Annotated in this window: 13 protein-coding genes; 4 read left to right on the forward strand and 9 right to left on the reverse strand. The window is 70.7% G+C overall.

The genetic code is table 11. The features are described from left to right. The first annotated feature begins 28 nt into the window (after nucleotides 1–28). Both LG278_RS16185 and LG278_RS16190 read left to right on the forward strand, forming a co-directional pair. Nucleotides 29–544 (forward strand): beta-class carbonic anhydrase, encoded by a 516-nt coding sequence (locus tag LG278_RS16185; protein ID WP_404388449.1) that lies wholly within the window; start codon nucleotides 29–31, stop codon nucleotides 542–544. Between the two features lie 60 nt (nucleotides 545–604). Continuing rightward, a complete protein-coding gene (locus tag LG278_RS16190) occupies nucleotides 605–1561 on the forward strand; it encodes a glycosyltransferase (protein ID WP_404388451.1) in 957 nt (318 codons plus the stop codon). Between the two features lie 98 nt (nucleotides 1562–1659). On the opposite strand, the gene LG278_RS16195 is transcribed toward LG278_RS16190, so the two are convergent. The 4 genes from LG278_RS16195 to rplM form a co-directional block, all read right to left on the reverse strand. Continuing rightward, nucleotides 1660–3576, reverse strand: a complete 1917-nt coding sequence (locus LG278_RS16195) for an amino acid permease (protein ID WP_404388453.1) — start codon at nucleotides 3574–3576, stop codon at nucleotides 1660–1662. 179 nt (nucleotides 3577–3755) lie between these two features. Then, nucleotides 3756–5102: a phosphoglucosamine mutase gene (glmM, locus tag LG278_RS16200; RefSeq protein ID WP_404388455.1), complete on the reverse strand. Its 1347-nt coding sequence runs from the start codon at nucleotides 5100–5102 to the stop codon at nucleotides 3756–3758. A gap of 353 nt (nucleotides 5103–5455) precedes the next feature. Further along, a complete protein-coding gene (rpsI, locus tag LG278_RS16205) occupies nucleotides 5456–5965 on the reverse strand; it encodes a 30S ribosomal protein S9 (RefSeq protein WP_404388457.1) in 510 nt (169 codons plus the stop codon). A gap of 35 nt (nucleotides 5966–6000) precedes the next feature. Next, nucleotides 6001–6444: a 50S ribosomal protein L13 gene (rplM, locus tag LG278_RS16210; RefSeq protein ID WP_404388459.1), complete on the reverse strand. Its 444-nt coding sequence runs from the start codon at nucleotides 6442–6444 to the stop codon at nucleotides 6001–6003. A gap of 282 nt (nucleotides 6445–6726) precedes the next feature. Between rplM and LG278_RS16215 the strand changes: the two genes are divergently transcribed. Continuing rightward, on the forward strand, nucleotides 6727–7359 hold the full coding sequence (locus tag LG278_RS16215) for an ArsR/SmtB family transcription factor (protein ID WP_404388461.1): 633 nt from the start codon (nucleotides 6727–6729) through the stop codon (nucleotides 7357–7359). Beyond that, nucleotides 7359–8660: an MFS transporter gene (locus LG278_RS16220; RefSeq protein WP_404388462.1), complete on the forward strand. Its 1302-nt coding sequence runs from the start codon at nucleotides 7359–7361 to the stop codon at nucleotides 8658–8660. Before LG278_RS16215 ends, LG278_RS16220 begins: the two co-directional genes overlap by 1 nt. Nucleotides 8661–8840: 180 nt before the next feature. Here LG278_RS16220 and LG278_RS16225 read toward each other — a convergent pair whose 3' ends face one another. The 5 genes from LG278_RS16225 to pulA all read right to left on the reverse strand — a co-directional run bounded on the left by LG278_RS16225 (nucleotide 8841) and on the right by pulA (nucleotide 16749). After that, a complete protein-coding gene (locus LG278_RS16225; RefSeq protein ID WP_404393692.1) occupies nucleotides 8841–9779 on the reverse strand; it encodes an aldo/keto reductase in 939 nt (312 codons plus the stop codon). Between the two features lie 85 nt (nucleotides 9780–9864). Next, a complete protein-coding gene (locus LG278_RS16230) occupies nucleotides 9865–10296 on the reverse strand; it encodes a hypothetical protein (RefSeq protein ID WP_404388464.1) in 432 nt (143 codons plus the stop codon). An 8-nt stretch (nucleotides 10297–10304) separates the two neighbouring features. Next, entirely contained in the window at nucleotides 10305–10550 is a 246-nt protein-coding gene (locus tag LG278_RS16235; protein ID WP_404388466.1) for a hypothetical protein, read from the reverse strand. Continuing rightward, entirely contained in the window at nucleotides 10547–10819 is a 273-nt protein-coding gene (locus LG278_RS16240) for a hypothetical protein (RefSeq protein WP_404388467.1), read from the reverse strand. Before LG278_RS16240 ends, LG278_RS16235 begins: the two co-directional genes overlap by 4 nt. Nucleotides 10820–10899: 80 nt before the next feature. Continuing rightward, the gene (pulA, locus tag LG278_RS16245) at nucleotides 10900–16749 is read right to left on the reverse strand and encodes a pullulanase-type alpha-1,6-glucosidase (protein ID WP_404388468.1); all 5850 of its coding nucleotides are present in this window, start codon (nucleotides 16747–16749) and stop codon (nucleotides 10900–10902) included. Nucleotides 16750–16886: the final 137 nt, after the last annotated feature.

Raw genomic sequence — 16886 nt, forward strand, 5'->3', positions numbered from 1 at the left:
TGAACCCAGTGACAACGAGGAGACAACCGTGACCGAGAACCCTTCTGACAAAACGGCGTTCGCCGACCTGCTGGCGGCCAACCAGACGTTCGCGGCAAACTTCGGCCTCAGTGGCTTCGACGGCGTGGCCCACCGGGGCGTCGCGGTCGTCACGTGCATGGACTCGCGCATCGACCCGCTCGGCATGCTGGGGCTCTCACCCGGCGATGCCAAGATCTTCCGCAATCCCGGCGGCCGCATCGACAACCTGGCCCTCGAGGCACTCGTGCTCGGCACGCACCTGCTCAACGTCGACCGCGTGCTCGTCGTGCCGCACACGCGCTGCGCCGTGGCCTCCAACAGTGCGGCCGAGCTGCGCTCGCGGGTCGGAGCCAGCGCCGGCAAGGACGCGTCGTGGATGAGCTTCCACGTCATCGAGGACCAGGAGCGGGCCCTGCGCGAGGACGTCGCCAAGGTGCGAAGCCACCCCCTCATCGCCAAGGGCACGGTCGTGGGCGGCTTCCTCTATGACGTCGACACCGGCCTGCTCCAGCAGATCGACTGAAGGAAGCGCTCGACACCGTGGCAGGCGGACGGTGCCGGCCCCAGCCCCTACGGTTGCCGTATGCCGTTCGACCACCTCGTGCTCACGCGTTTCAGCGCCGTGCGGCGCGGGCAGGTCGAGCCGATGCCGCTGGAGTGGCTGACCTATCGCCTCGGGTTCTTCTACGACGCGTGCCACCCGAGCCTCACCCGGCAGGTCGGGGGTGCGCCGTTCCGCTGGCTCGTCTTCCTCGACGACCGCTGCCCCGACGCGTTCCGCGCGCAGGTCGAGGAGCTCGCTGACGGCGCCTTCGAGCCCGTGTGGGGGCACGAGGACTTCCACGGTGTCGCGCTGCCCCAGGCCATCGAGCGGTATGCCGCGGCGTCGGGTCCGTCGCACCTCATCACGTCGCGCGTGGACAGCGACGACGCCGTCGCCCGTGACTTCGTCGCCGCGGTGCAGGCGCAGTTCGACCGCCTGCCGACGATGGGCTCGTCCTTCGGCCAGGACGACCTCCTCTTCGTCAACTTCACGCGGGGGCTGCAGGTCGACCGGTCAGGAGCGGTCTACCGTCGCGACCAGCCGCACGGACCGTTCCTCTCCCTGATCGAGCGGCGCACCCCCGGCGCCCCACCCCGCACGGTGCACACGACGAAGCACAACCTCGCCCGCCGCACCGCGCCGGTGCTCGAGGTGCGGGCCGAGCCGATGTGGCTTCAGGTGCTGCACGACGCCAACCTGCGCAACGTCGTCGCCGGGCCGCAGGTCTCCCCACGCGTGCTGAGACGGCGGTTCGACATCGACCTCGTCCACGACGAGGACATCAGCGGCGCCGGGCTGCTCGCCGCCCGGGCCAGGCACCGTGCGCGACTGCTCCAGCAGTGGGCCCACCACCCCGGACAGGCCGTCGAGGCCGGGGCTGCGACCGTCGACCGGCTGCGAGGCACCCACCTCAGCCCGCACGACCCCGCGGCCCTGAGCACCGGCGCGTGGCTGCGCGAGCGAGCCCTGCGGCTCGGCTACCGCCCCCGTTCCTGAGCTCGCCCCCTCTTCGCGCCCCCTCCCCTCCGAATCGAGGTGATCGCGCAGACCACCCGCCGCCCAGGATCACCTCGAATCGCGAGAGACGAGGAGGATCAGCCGGCGACGTGGATCTGGGGCCGTCGCGAGTCGTCGGGCTCGGCCAGCCGCAGGATCTCGTGGGTCAGTGGCGGGATGTCGCCCTCACCGGCGATGAGGAAGCGCAGGGCGTTCTGGCCCGGTCCCTTCTCGCTCCACTCGAAGTAGGCGTGGGGCGGCATCGGCATCCGGTCGCGCACGTCGAGCAGGATCGCGGCCAGCACGTTCGGCACCGACGGCCCGGTCGCGCGCAGCACCCGGTGCTCGTCGACAGCGGCCGCCGTCACCCGGACCGAGGTCTCGAAGTCGCTCGCGTCACTGATCTCGACCTCGAGGAAGATGGCCCCCGGCGCACTCAGGTGGTTGTCCGACCGCACGACCATGAGCTTGTTGCGGTACTCGTCCTCATCGCCCAGCTGGCGCTTGTTGGCGATGAAGCGCACCGGTTGCAGGCCCGCCGCCGCGTCCTCGAGCATCCGGAGGGCGCCCTCGTCGTAGGTCACCTGCTGCACGCGCAGCTCAGTGGAGCGCGCGATCCGCGACCACACGCTGATGACGACGATGATCGCGATGAAGATCGACGCGATGATCAGGCCCTCGGGCCGCTCGATGATGGTCACCGCGAAGGTGTAGACGAAGATCGCGCTCACCACGGCGAAGAAGGCACCCGCCCGGTGGTGGCCGCGCCGCCACTCGGTGAGGAACACCGCGATCGCGGCGGAGGTCATCAGTGCGAGCACGCCTGTCGCATACGCCCCCGCCTGGCTGTCGACGCTCGCGTCGAAGGCGAGCGTCACGATGGCCGCGATCAGCGACAGCACGAGCACGAGCGGTCGGGTCGAGCGGGCCCAGTCCGGAGCCATCCCGTAGCGAGGGAGGTAGCGGGGCACGATGTTGAGCAGGCCCGCCATCGCCGACGCCCCGGCAAACCACAGGATGCCGATCGTCGAGACGTCGTAGACCGTGCCGAAACCGTCTCCGAAGAGCTCGTGGGCGAGGTAGGCCAGGGCCCGGCCGTTCGCTTCGCCGCCGGGCTGGAACTGCTCGGCCGGGATGAGCAGCGTCGTCACGAGCGAGCTGCCGATGAGCATCACGCTCATGATGAGCGCGGCCGCGGTGAGCAGCTTCTTCGTGTTGCGGATCCGCCCCGCGGGCGACTCCTCCGTGTCGGTGGGGTCGCCCTTGACGAGCGGCATGACGACGACGCCCGTCTCGAAGCCCGACAGGCCCAGCGCGAGGGCGGGGAAGACGAGCAGCGCAGCACCGATGATGCCGAAGGGAGCCGCGTGCTCGAGGGTCATGGCATCGGTCCAGTCGCCGACGAGGCCGGGCTCGGCCACGACCTCGAGGGCCGAGCGGGCGATGACGACGAGGCTCAGGCCGAGGTAGATCACCACGAGCACGACCGCGACCCCGATGGCCTCTTTGAAGCCCTTGAGGAAGACGGCCGCCAGCATGACGAGCAGCATCAGGGTGACCGGCACGTGGCGGCCCTGGAGGGTGTCGTGCAGGAAGGGGTTCTCGATCAGGTGGGCCGTGGCATCGGCGGCCGAGAGCGTGATCGTGATGATGAAGCCGGTCGCGACGAAGCCGATGAGCGAGAGCACGAGCACCTTGCTCGGCCAGTAGGCCAGCAGCCGCTCGAGCATCGACAGGCTGCCGTCGCCGTGCGGGCTCTCGGTCGCGACCCGCCGATACATCGGCAGCGCCGCGAAGAGCGTGATGAGCACGAGCACGAGCGTGGCCACCGGCGAGAGGGCACCGGCGGCGAGCGCCGCGATGCCGGGCTGGTAGCCGAGCGTCGAGAAGTAGTCGACACCGGTCAGGCACATGACGCGCCACCACGGTTGCACGTGGCGGTTCGTCACCGCCTCGCGCTCGCCCTCGTAGTAGCCCCCCGGGTCGGCCTCCTCCGCGTCGAGGAACCAGCGCATGAAGGGGGTTCGAGCCCCACGGGTCACAGTCACATCCATCGACTGTAGGGGCGTGCACCGGCCGGACCGCACCATCCGGGCAGCCGCGGGCAGATTGGGCGTCAAGATCGCGTCAAGACGCACTGACAGCGGCCGTCACCGGCTCTCGGACGGCGTGCTTCGGCGCCCGGCGGGGTGGCTCAGAGTGAGAGCTCGGACTGCACCACGCCGACGAGACGGTCTGCCACGGCCTTGGCCTGGGCGGTGTCGGCCGCCTCGACCATGACCCGAACGACCGGCTCGGTGCCCGACTTGCGCAGCAGCACCCGGCCGCTCTCGCCGAGCTCGCTCTCCGCCGACCGCACGGCGTCGGCGACGACCACGTTGTGCTCCAGCGCGCCCTTGTCGACGTCCTTGACGTTGACAAGCACCTGCGGGAAGCGCGTCATGATGCTCGCGAGGTCGGCGATCGGCCGGCCGGTGGCAGCCATGCGGGAGGCCAGCATGAGGCCCGTCAGGGTGCCGTCGCCGGTCGTGCCGTGGTCGAGCATGACGACGTGACCCGACTGCTCACCGCCGAGGGTGAAGCCGCCGTCACGCATGCCCTCGAGGACGTAACGGTCGCCCACGGCCGTCTGGAGCACCTTGATGCCGTGACCACCGAGGGCCCGGATCATGCCGAGGTTGGACATCACCGTGGCCACGAGCGTGTCGCCGGGGAGCGTGCCGTGCTCCTTGAAGGCCACGGCGAGGATGGCCATGATCTGGTCGCCGTCGACGAGCCGGCCCGCTGCGTCGACCGCGAGGCACCGGTCGGCGTCTCCGTCGAGCGCGATGCCGAGGTCGGCGCCCGCCTCGACGACGGCCGCCTGCAGCGGCTCGACGTGGGTGGAGCCGTAGCCGTCGTTGATGTTGATGCCGTCGGGCTCGCCACCGATGAGGGTGACGCGGGCCCCAGCCTCGCGGAACGCCCGCGGGGCGACCTCCGAGGCGGCGCCGTGGGCGGCGTCGATGACGACGTGCAGGCCCTCGAGCCGGTGCGGCAGGACCGAGAGCAGGTGGGCGACATAGCGGTCGGCGCCGTCGGTCAGGCGCGTGATGCGTCCGACGTCCGCTCCCATCGGGCGGTCCCACTGCTCACGCAGCCGGCCCTCGATGCGGTCCTCGAGGTCGTCGGCGAGCTTGTGGCCGCCCCGGGCGAAGAACTTGATGCCGTTGTCGGGCATCGGGTTGTGCGACGCGGAGAGCATCGCCCCGAGGTCGGCGTCCTGCTCGGCGACGAGAAACGCGATGGCGGGAGTGGGCAGCACCCCGGCGTCGCGAACGTCGACCCCGGCCGAGGCGAGTCCGGCCACCGTCGCGGCTGCGAGGAACTCGCCGGACGCTCGCGGGTCACGTCCGACCACCGCGACCGGGCGGTGGCCGTTGAAGGCGCCGACCTCGGCGAGGACGTGTGCTGCGGCGACCGAGAGGTCGAGGGCGAGCTCGGCGGTGATGTCCTGGTTTGCGACACCACGGACCCCGTCCGTGCCGAAGAGTCGAGCCACGCTGGTGTGCCTTCCTGCTGGGACGCCCTCTCGGACGCCCTGATCATGTGCTCGGACGACGATACCCCCACGGCCCGCAAGCGCCCGTTCGAGCGCCTCAGGGTGCCCGTTCGGCCCCGTCAAGCGCCCGTCAAGCGCCGTCCAGTGCCGTTCGGTGCCGTTCGGTGCTGTGGCCAACGTGCCGGCGCCCAGCCGGGGTCCCAGCCCGGCGGCCAGCCCGGCACTCCGGCGCACGGGCCCACCCGAGGTGACCGGACGGCATACCGCGTCGGTCGGGCCCGAGGCGCCCGGGAAGGGCGAAGGCCCCCGAGCAGTGCTCGGGGGCCTTCACGCAACCAGCTGGGGCAGCCAGATCAGCGCTTGCTGTACTGGGGAGCCTTGCGGGCCTTCTTGAGACCGGCCTTCTTGCGCTCCGGGACGCGGGGGTCACGGGTGAGGAAGCCGGCCTTCTTGAGGGCGGGACGGTTGAGCTCCTCGTCGATGCCGTTGAGCGAGCGGGCGACGCCGAGGCGCACCGCGCCGGCCTGGCCGGAGGGGCCACCACCGTGCACGCGCACGAGCACGTCGTAGGAGCCGTCGAGCTCGAGGAGCGTGAAGGGCTCCTTGACGATCTGCTGGTGCACCTTGTTGGGGAAGTAGGCGTCGAGCGTACGGCCGTTGATCTTCCACTCGCCGGTGCCCGGGACGATGCGCACACGGGCGATGGCCTGCTTGCGTCGGCCGGTGGCGGCACCGGGGGTCGAGACCTCACGGGTGCGCTTGGTCTCGCCGAAGGCGGCGTCGGTCGCAGAGGTCTCGCTGGTGTACTCGGTCAGCTCGGGCTCGTCGGTGTCGAGGACGTCCTCGTTCACGATGTCAGTCACGTGTCTTGTCGCTTTCTACGCAGCAGCCGGGGGGCTTACTGCGCAACCTGGGTGATCTCGAAGGGGACGGGCTGCTGGGCCGCGTGGGGGTGCTCGGCGCCGCGGTAGACCTTGAGCTTGGAGAGCTGCTGGCGGGCCAGCGAGTTCTTCGGGAGCATGCCGCGGATGGCCTTCTCGACGGCCTTCTCGGGGCTCTTGGCGAGCAGCTCGGTGTAGGAGGTGGACCGCAGGCCGCCCGGGAAGCCCGAGTGACGGTAGGCCTTCTTCTGCTCGAGCTTGGCGCCGGTGAGGGCGACCTTCTCGGCGTTGATGATGATGACGAAGTCACCGGTGTCGACGTGCGGGGCGAACTGCGGCTTGTGCTTGCCGCGGAGCAGCACAGCCGCCTGGCTGGCGAGGCGGCCGAGCACGACGTCGCTCGCGTCGATGACGTGCCACGTGCGAGTGACCTCGCCGGGCTTGGGGGTGTACGTGCGCAATGGAGTCTGCCTTCGTTACTGGTGTGGTCGAGCTGGTGTATGCCGTGGGGCCGGGCCCGCGCCGATCGTCCGTCTCGCTCCAGCTGGGTCAGCGTGGAGGTGGGGAGGCGGGGCGCTCGTGCCGGTGTGGCACAACAGTGCTCAAGTCTACGGGTCGGGCGGGTGGCACCCAAATCGCTGCCCCGGGGCCTCCAAAGCTGCTCTGACCTGCGACGACGTCGGGTGGCTCGACGCGTGCACAACTCTTGTGCAAACGAAGTGTGCAGAGGTATTGTGCACAGTATGGCTGCACGCGACTCCTCCCCGACCCCCCCTGCGCCGCCCGGCGAGACCGACGGCGACAACCTCTGGCTGACCCCCGAGAGCCTGCGGGTGCTCGCCCACCCGCTGCGCTCGCGCCTGCTCGGGGCGCTGCGGCGCGGTGGCCCGGCCACAGCCACCGACCTCGCGGCCCAGCTCGGCACCAACTCCGGCGCCACGAGCTACCACCTGCGCAAGCTTGAGTGGGTCGGCCTCGTGCGCGACACCGAGGAGGGCGAGGGCAAGCGCCGGCTGTGGCGGGCCGCGTCGGAGTACCACTCGTGGCACCCCAGCGACTTCGACGGCGACGAGGACGCCGAGACCGCCCTCAACTGGCTGACCCGTGACTACGCGCGGCACTTCAGCGAGCAGTACGACAAGTGGCTCGACGTCTCGACGACCTGGCCCACCGACTGGCAGGACGCCTGCGGCTCCAGCGACGCCTCGATCCTCGTCACGGCCGAGGCCCTCGAGGAGATGCGTGCCGAGATGTGGGACCTCATCGAGCGCTATCGCCGTGTGGGACAGGGCAATCCGCAGGCCCGCCGCATCGCGGTCTATGCGTTCGCCTACCCCCTCGACCTCGACCGGCCCCCGACGCGGGGTGCCCGCTGATGTCCACCACCGATCGGCCGTATGCCGTCCTCTCCCCCGCCGCCGCACGCCGGGTCTTCCTGGTGCTCAGCTTCACCCGATGGTTCCCGGTCGGGCTCGTCGTCGGGCTGCTGACCCTGTGGCAGCTCGAGCGCGGGCTCTCCGTGGCCCAGTCGCTGACGGTCTCGTCGGCGGCCGGGCTCACCGTCTTCTTCCTCGAGCTGCCGACGAGCGGCTTCGCCGATGCCTTCGGGCGGCGGCCGGTCTTCATCGCGTCGGCGGTCGTCAACGTCGCGGCGAGCGCGGTGCTCATCGTCGCCGAGTCGTTCTGGGTCTTCTTCGTCGCAGCGGTGCTGACCGGCATCTTCCGGGCTCTGGACTCGGGACCGCTCGAGGCGTGGTTCGTCGACACGGTGCACGCGACGTCACCCGGTGCCGACGTCGACGGCGCGCTGGCGGCCCAGGGCACGGTGCTCGGCGGGAGCATCGCCGCCGGGGCCCTTGCCTCGGGGGCACTGGTCTGGTGGCACCCGTTCACCGCGTCGTCTGCGCTGCTGCTGCCGGTGGTCGTCTTCGTCGTGCTCAACGTCGTGCACCTGGTTGCCACCGTCGCGCTCCTGCGCGAGCCCCGGCCCACGGTCGCCACATCGGCCCTGCGTCGCGCCGCCGCGTCTGCCAAGGAGGCTCCGGCAGTCGTGCGAGACGGGCTCGGGCTGATGCGCTCCAACCGGGTGCTGCGCGGCCTCATCGTCGTCGAGGTGTTCTGGTCGGTCGCGATGATCGTCTTCGAGACCTTCCAGCCGATCCGCCTCGCCGAGCTCGTCGGCAGCGAGGAGCGGGCCGGCGCCATCATGGGGCCGGTGGCGGCCGGCGGCTGGGCGGTCTTTGCCGTCGGGGCAGCGCTGGCCGGGTGGACGAGCCGCCGAGTCGGTGTGACGCGCACCGCGATCCTGGCCCGGGTGCTCAACGGCGCCGGGGCGGTGGTCATGGGGCTCGTCGCCGGGCCGGCCGCCCTCATCGCCGCCTACTCGGTCACCTACCTGCTGCACGGCTCGGGTGGGCCGATGCACGCAGCCCTGCTGCACCGCGAGGCCCGCGCCGGCAACCGCGCCACCGTGCTGTCGATGAACTCCATGGTCGCGTTCGCGGCGTTCGGCGTCTTCGCACCGCTGCTGGGCCTGCTCGCCGAGCAGACCTCGACCCAGGTCGCGATGATGACTGCCGGCGCGGTCAGCATCGTCGGCGCCTGGTTCTACCTCCCCGCCCGCCGCGCCGAGCGCAGCGCCTCCCAACCCCGTCGAGTGGGCACTTTCACGCACTAGTCCACACCCCCCGAGGTGTGGAGAACTGAAGCAAACTGCCCACTCGACGACTCATCACGTCGAGTGGGCACTTTCACGCACGAGTCCACACCCCCCGAGGTGTGGAGAACTGAAGCAAAGTGCCCACTCGACTTATCTCGTCGAGTGGGCAGTTTGGTACGCGCCCCCCCGCCGCCTGGGTCAGGGCTGCTGGGTGATCTCGTCGAGGGCGGCGAGGTCGGAGACGCTGGGCTGCCACAGGCCGGCCCGCACGTTGTCGAGGACCTGCTCGGGCCTGGTCGCGCCGGCGATGACCGAGGCCACCGCGGGCTGGGCCGCGAGCCCACCGATGGCCACGTCGATGAGCCGCAGACCGCGCTCGGCGGCATACCCCTCGAGGCGCTCGATGGTGTCCCAGTCGGCGGCGTCGAGGCGATCGCCCATCGACGCGAGACGACTGCCCTCGGGGGCCGCCTCACCCCGGTGGTACTTGCCGGTCAACAGACCCGAGGCGAGCGGGAAGAAGGGCAGCAGGCCGACCCCCACGTGCTCGCACGCCGGCACGAGCTCGTCCTCGACGTCGCGCTCGAGGAGGGAGTACTCGTTCTGCGCCGAGACGAAGCGCTCGGTGCCGGCTCCCCGGGCGGTCCAGTCGGCGTCGACGACCTGCCAGCCGGTGAGGTTGCTGCTGCCGATGTAGCGCACCTTGCCCTCGCGCACGAGCTCGTCGAGCGCCGCGAGGGTCTCACCGATCGGCGTGTGCGGGTCGGGCCGGTGCAGTTGGTAGAGGTCGATCCAGTCGGTGCCGAGGCGGCGAAGGCTCGCCTCGACGGCCGTGCGGATGTAGCGTCTCGAGCCGCGCACGCCCCAGTCGGGACCGTTGGCGCCCTGCATGTCCATGCCGAACTTCGTTGCCACCACGACGTGTTCGCGCTGGCGGCCGAGCGCGGCACCGAGCAGCTCCTCGCTCGCACCCAGCCCGTAGATGTCGGCCGTGTCGAAGAGCGTCACGCCGGCGTCGATCGCCGCGTTGACGACGGCGGTCGTCCCCTCCTGGTCGAGGCGCCGCCCGAAGTTGTTGCATCCGAGCCCGACGGTCGAGACCGTCAGGCCGCTGTCGCCGAGCTGTCGATAGGTCATCTCGCTGGTCGCACGTGTGGTCACCGGACCAACGTATGCCGCCCGGCGGGCTCGCGACAGATGGGGACCTCCCTGCCGGCCGGCGTCACAGGCCCCGGTCGCAGGTCTGCGGCTCGGTGAGCCTCCGGGCGAGCGCAAAACCCGACAGCGCGAGCGCGAGCGAGGCCGTTCCCCCGTCGTGGGCAGAGGTCAGGGCGAGCCACGCGCCGCCGATGCCGGCCAACCCGCCCGCCGCCGCGCACGGTGCGCACCCAAGGTGCACGTGCACACCCTCCCCGGCGAGTGGCACGAAGGTCGCGACGGCGGCCGCCGAGGCGAGGACGGCCGCGAGTGTCAGGACCGACCAGACCGGCTCGGACGCAAAGGCCCACCCCGGCCCGGCCGCGACGAGCAGGACCAGCACGACGGCGAGGACGAGCGCGGCCACCCGCCGACGCACCGGCCACCGGCCACTCGGAGCGGGGACGAGTCCGGGGTCCGCCGCACCCAGCCGCGGCGCCTCGACGGGGCGGGTCACGGGGCGCCTCACCGCGCCACCTCGCAGACGCCGTCGACGCACGGTCGGCGCCGGGCGGCATACGCCACCGAGGCGAGCAGCGCGACGAGGGAGAGCCCCGCGAGCCAGGGCTGGAGCGGCTGCCAGATGCCGAGGGCGCCGGACGTGCCGAGGGCGAGGAGGACCACCTTGTTGCAGACGGGACAGGCCACGGCGAAGAGCGCCAGGCCGGCGGCGCCGAGGGCCGGGGCGCTCGAGTCCTCGCCCGCCCTCATCGTGGCACGGCCGCGCTGGAGGCCGAACCAGAGCCCGGTGAGCACGCTCGTTGCAAGCACACGCCGGGTTCCCACGGCCGCACCGGCACCTCGCGGCCGAAGACCGGGTTGGGCACGATGTCGGTCGGCAGCCCGATGACGAGGAAGGTGAGCACGGCCGCGACGACCGCCACGCCCAGCCGGGGGCGCGGGCGCTCCCAGCGGACCGCGTCGCCCTGCTCCCCCGCCGTCAGGGGGCCGAGCGTCGGAGGGGACTCGAGTTCACGCATACCCCTCAGGGTATAGCACGGCCCTCGGCGCCCGGTGGACCGGGACGCCGAGGGCACGTGTGCGCCACCTCAGGAAGGTGTCAGTTGGGCTGGACGAACACCGCCACCGTGCGCGCCGGCACAGTCAGCGTGCCAGCACCGGCGTCATAGGCCGCCTGCTTGACGACGCTGTCGGAGCCGCCCGCCTGCACCGGGCTGAGACGCACCTGGCCGGTGAGGCCGGGGACCTTCTGCGAGACGGCTGCCGGCGTCGCGTTGAAGACGACGACCGCACCACGCAGGGCGGGGTCGACGTCGGCACCCACGGTGTCGTCGATGCGCATCACGATGACGCCCTGACGCGCGTCCGGCGTGCCGGAGACCGGGAAGCCGACCTTGGCGTTGATCGCCGCCGCGCTGCCCAGACGGAAGAGCGGCGAGCTGAAGCGCAGCTCGAGCAGGTCCGCCGCCAGAGCGCTCGCCTGCTTGACGTCGCTCGCCGACGGCTTGAGGGCCGGGTTGGCGAGCAGCGGCTTCATGAACGACCACTTGGCGGCGTTGGCCTCCTCGGGCGGCAGCCCGTGGCCGAAGCCGTTGTCGGCGCCCGTCCAGTCGAGGCGGTTGAACCAGTCGCCGCTGTCGTAGCTGTCGCGGTTGAGCGACTTGCTGCGCAGCAGGTCGGCGCCCGCGTGCCAGAACGACGGCGTCTGCGCGAGAGCGGTCGTCGCGAGCGACAGGGTGTTCATGCGCACCCGGTCCTTCATCGTCGTCGCGACCGGCAGCTTGTAGGTCAACGCGTCAAAGAGCGTCTCGTTGTCGTGCGCGTCGACGTAGGTGACGACCTCGTCGGGCTCATCGGCGTAGCCGGCGGGTGAGCCGTTGTAGTCGACCTGCGTGCCCTTGACCATCGCGCCGCTCGACTGGCTGCGGAAGGTGAAGGTGCGTAGGTTGCCGGCGAGGCCGAGCTGCACGAGGTCGGTGTCGTGCGCGAGGCGCGCAGCCGCATCGGCGTTGACGGGCTTGCCGTCCGAGCCGATGGCACCGTTGTCGTCGGTCGCCTCACCCGAGCCGAAGCCCTGCTTGCGCGGGTCCTCGTCGAACGGGCCACCGCCACGCACCGCGTCACGCAGGCGGTCGCTGAAGGTGCCGATGCCCGTGCCGCCGAGCTGCCCCTGCGTGGCCTGGGTGAAGAGTGCGTTGTTCGCCACCTCACCGAAGTTCCAGCCCTCGCCGTAGAGGTAGATCCCCTTGCCGTCGACGCCGTCCTTCTTGAGGGTCAGGGCGTCGAGGGCTGCGCGGATCGCGAGCATGTTGTCCTTGCTGTGGTGGCCCATGAGGTCGAAGCGGAAGCCGTCGACCTTGTAGTCCTTGGCCCACGTGACGACCGAGTCGACCATCAGCTTCTCGGCCATCGCGTGCTCCGTGGCGACGTTCTGGCAGCACGTCGAGGTCTCGACGGCACCCATCGCGTTGAGGCGGTGGTAGTAGCCCGGCACGACCTTGTCGAGGACCGACTTCTCCGCCTGCCCCGACTGCGCTGTGTGGTTGAAGACCTCGTCGAGCACGACGCGCAGGCCGTCCTGGTGCAGGGCCCCGACCATCGTGCGGAACTCGGCGACGCGGGCGCCGCCGTCGGCGGCCGCAGCGCTCGAGGCGTAGGAGCCGTCGGGCACGCTGTAGTGGTAGGGGTCGTAGCCCCAGTTGAAGGCGTCCTTGCCGGCGACGGCGCTGACGCACTCCTGCTGCTCGGTGCTGTCGGGGGCGTAGGACGCCAGGTCGCACTGCGGCGTCTGCTGCTTGGCCGGGTCCTCCTCGATCGAGGCGATGTCGAAGCTCGGCAGCAGGTGCACCGTGTTGAGGCCCGCCTTGGCGAGCGACTTGAGGTGCGCGCGCCCATCGCCGTTCTCGGCGAACGCGAGGTAGCTCCCGCGGTTGGCCGCCGAGACCTTGGCATCGCTCATCGAGTAGTCACGGATGTGCAGCTCATAGATGGTCGAGTCGACGTTCTTGGCGAGCGCCGGCGCCTTCGTGGTGCGCCACACCGAGGGCATGTATGCCGTGTCGCTGAGGTCGACCGCCACTGACCTTGTCGAGTTCAGCGTCAGCGCAACCGAATTCGGGTCGGTTACGAGGTTGGTCTCGACCTTGCCGGTGCTCGGGGCGTAGACCTTCACCTCGTAGAGGTAGCGGACGTTCTTGGCCGAGGCCACCGAGGTCGACCACGAGCCGTCGGCGGCTCGCGTCATCGGCGCGCGCCGTGCCGCACTCGCAGGCTGGTCGGTGGAGCCGGCCGGCCAGGTCAGCAGCGTCACGGAGCGCGCGGTCGGCGCCCACAGGGTGAAGCCGACCTTGCCACCGCTGAAGCTGACGCCGTAGGAGCGCGACGCCGCCTTGGCGGCATACAGGCTGTCGAGCGCGATCGCGATCTGGGCTCCGGTGGCGTCGAGCAACTTGCCGGTGGAGTCGTACATCGCGACGGCCACCTGGCCCTTGAGGATCTCGGCCAGCTGCTTCGCCGTCTTCTTGTCGAGACGGAGCGCGACGGCGCCCTTCAGCTCCGGGTGCTGCTCCACGAGCGAGGCCGGCAGGCCTGCGGGGTCGCGGGTCAGCGCGGCCACCGAGCCGCCGGTGACTGCCTCGGCGTCGACGGCGAGACCGCCGTCGGCCGACCAGTGCAGCCGCCAGCGCAGCGTCGCCGGGTCGACCCCCGCGGGCAGGGCCGAGGCCGGCCACGCGACGAGGTCGGGGCCGACCACGAAGGCCTTGGCCTTGGTCAGGTCGGGCGAGGCCCCCGCCTTGGAGGTCTTGACGGTGACCTCCTTGCTCGAGGCGGTGTAGCTGATCGTCGTCACGACACCGTCGGACGGCACCGAGAACGCGACGTTGTTGGCCGGGTAGGCCTCGGCCCAGCTGAGACCGACCGCGACCTTGAACTCGTAGTTGCCAGCGGGGATCTGGTCGGTGCTGAAGGTGTAGGTGCCGTCACCGTCGGGGTCCTGCAACCACGAGCGCATGCAGTCGGGCGCCCAGTCACCGGGGCAGCCGAGCTCGCTCTGGAAGCTGCCGGGGGCGGTGATGATCGGCCCCTGCGCGCTGCTCGTCACCCAGTGCGTGCGGTGGTCGTAGTAGAAGGTGACCTGGCCACCGGGGGCCTTGTAGGCGATGTTGCCGCCGCCCGGGGCGCCGCCGACACCGTAGTTCTCGTCCCAGGACTTGTTGACCGCGGCCTTGTACTCGTAGTCGCCGGCCGGGATGGTCCAGGTGCCCTTCCAGATGTCGTCCTTGGCGTCGAGGGCGAGCTGAGCCTGGTCGCAGGCGGGCTCCCAGTCGCCGCCGTTGGCTCCGCCGGTGCAGCCCATCTCGCTGTTGTGCGAGCCGGGCACCGAGACGGCGTCGGGCTGGGTGACGGGGCCGACGCCGCCGCCACCGCCGCCACCGCCGGAGGTCTGCGGCTCGCCGACGATGCCGTAGGTCGACGTGGCCGAGACCCGGCCGGAGAGGTCCTTGGCCACCATGCGGTACTCGAGCAGGGTGCCCTTCGCCATGCCGCTCACGTCATGGAAGACGCGGTAGGGCGCGTTGTCGTCGGTGCCGATCGGGGTCCAGGTCGACGTGCCGACCGGGCGGTAGAGGAAGCTGACCTCGGCGAAGGTGTTGGCCGGCACGGCGGCGCCGATCTCGGCGCGCCCGCCGACGACGGCGCCGGCGCTGGGCGAGGTCGGGTAGACGGTCGGGGCGACCGATGACGAGGCCATCGTCGCGTTGGCCCGGTAGACGGCGACCGACAGCGGCGGCAGGGTCACGGTGACGCGCCCCGCCTTGTCGGCGCGCAGGTCACCAGAGCCGCCGAGCAGCGGCACGAGCTTCGCCCCGGCCGAGAAGGTCTCGAAGGTGGCCGACTTGGCGGTCGTCGCGTTGTTGGTGGCGACGACGTACTCGCGCTTGGCCGCCTTGTCGATGCGGCTGAAGGCGTAGATGCCAGCGGCGTCGGAGGCGTAGCGGTGCACCTGCGCGCCGTCGGCGAGCGCCGGGTGGGACTGACGCAGGGCCGCAAGCGTCTTGATGTGCTGGTAGAGCGGCACGGTGGTCGAGTAGTGGGCACCCGCACCCTGCGCGGCGGCGCTGCCGATGACGACGTCGTCCTGGTAGATCGGGGTCTGCGTGCCGAACATGTCCTGACGGGCGCGCTTGTCGTCGAAGCCGCTCGCCGGGCCGGTGAAGCCCTGCTCGTCGCCGTAGTAGACGACCGGGTTGCCGCGGGTGAGGAACATCAGCGAGTTGGCGAGCTCGGCGCGGTCGAGGAGGTTCTGGCGCTTGGCGGGGTCGGCGTTGTCGTAGTCGCCGCCGAGCAGCATGGCGCCGATGCGGCCCATGTCGTGGTTGCCCAGGAAGGTCGGCAGCTCGTAGGCGTTGGAGTCGGTGTCGGTGTAGTAGTCGTCGCCGGCGAAGAGGTCGCGCACACCGGTCGTGGCCTTGCCCTGGGCGAAGCCGAGGGCAGCGCCCTGGAAGCCGAAGTCGAGCGTCGCGGGCAGCTTGCCGGTCGTCGTGTACTGGCTCATGTAGGCCGGGTTGCCGTCGAAGACCTCACCGAACATGAAGAAGTCGTCGTTGCCGGTCTGCTTGGCGTGGTCGAGCAGGGCGGGCGAGAACTTCTGCCAGAACTCCATGTTGACGTGCTTGACCGTGTCGATGCGGAAGCCGTCGATGCCGAAGTCGACCCACGTCTTGTAGATGTCCTCCATGCCGGTCACGACGTCGGCGCGCTCGGTGAAGAGGTCGTCGAGGCCGACGAAGTCGCCGTAGCTCGAGGACTCACCGGCGAAGGTCGAGTCGCCGCGGTTGTGATACATCGTCGGGTCGTTGAGCCACGCCGGGACCTTGGCCGTCTTGTCGGCCTCGCTGCGGAAGACGGGCTTGTAGGGGAAGGACGTCTCCGCGGACAGCTCGGGGAAGCAGGCGGGGTATGCCGCCTGGGTCCCCTCGCACATCGGCTTGCCTGCCACGACGGCGTCGTCGAAGACCGTGGCGTCGGCTGCCTTGTAGGGCTCGGTCTCCTTGGAGATGTAGCCGTGGTTGCCGCCGTCGTAGTCGATGACGTCGGCCGTGTGGTTGGTGATGATGTCGAAGTAGACCTTCATGCCCTTGGCGTGCGCCGCGGCGATGAGCGCCTTCATGTCGGCGTTGGTGCCCAGGTGGGGGTCGATCTGCGTGAAGTCGGTGACCCAGTAGCCGTGGTAGCCGGCGCTCGCGTCGGAGCCGGAGCCCTGCACGGCGCGGTTCTTGAACGACGGTGTGAGCCAGATCGCGGTCGTGCCGAGCCCCTGGATGTAGTCGAGGCGCTGGGTGATGCCCTTGAGGTCACCGCCGTGGTAGAAGCCCTCGTCGGTGGGGTCGAAGCCGGTCTCGAGGCGGCCGCCCGTGAGGCCGCCGCGGTCGTTGCCGGTGTCGCCGTTGGCGAAGCGGTCGGCCATGACGAAGTAGAAGCGCTCGCGGGTGGCGAGCTCGCGCAGCGAGGCGGTGGCGAGCTTCTGGTCGGCGGCGGTCGCCGGTCCCGACAGCTCGATCGGAGCGATGCCGATGGCGTGCGTGACGTCGTCGTAGGTGAAGCGCAGCTTCGCCGGACCGCCCAGCACGAGAGGGACGTTGCCGCCTCCCTGTCCGTAGCTCTCGTCCCACGAGTGGTTGATCGCGACCTTGAGCTCGTAGGAGCCCTTCGGCACGGTGAAGTCGCGCGTGTAGGTGCTCGTCTCACCGACCCGCGCCAGGTCGGTGCTCGTGCACTCGGGCTGCCAGTCACCCGGACACCCCAGCTCGTCCTGCAGCGACCCGACGACGGTGACCGTGCGGGCCGGCTCCGCGGCCCGGGCGACCGTTCCGGTGATCGGCACCGCGAGGCCGGCGAGGACCAGGGCGGTGAGGCTGACGGCGGTCGTGGCCGGGCGACGGCGCATGCGCACTCCTTCGTGCAGGGCGTGGTGCTGTGGGGCTGGCCGTCACCGCGCGCGGCAACGACCAGAGGGAACCGTATCCCCCCTTTTGCACCCTGCGCCAGATCTGACTGCAAGAAATTTCAGAGAAGGCCGACTTC

This window comes from Humibacillus xanthopallidus (genome assembly GCF_044793955.1).
GTDB classification, from domain to species: domain Bacteria; phylum Actinomycetota; class Actinomycetes; order Actinomycetales; family Dermatophilaceae; genus Humibacillus; species Humibacillus xanthopallidus_C.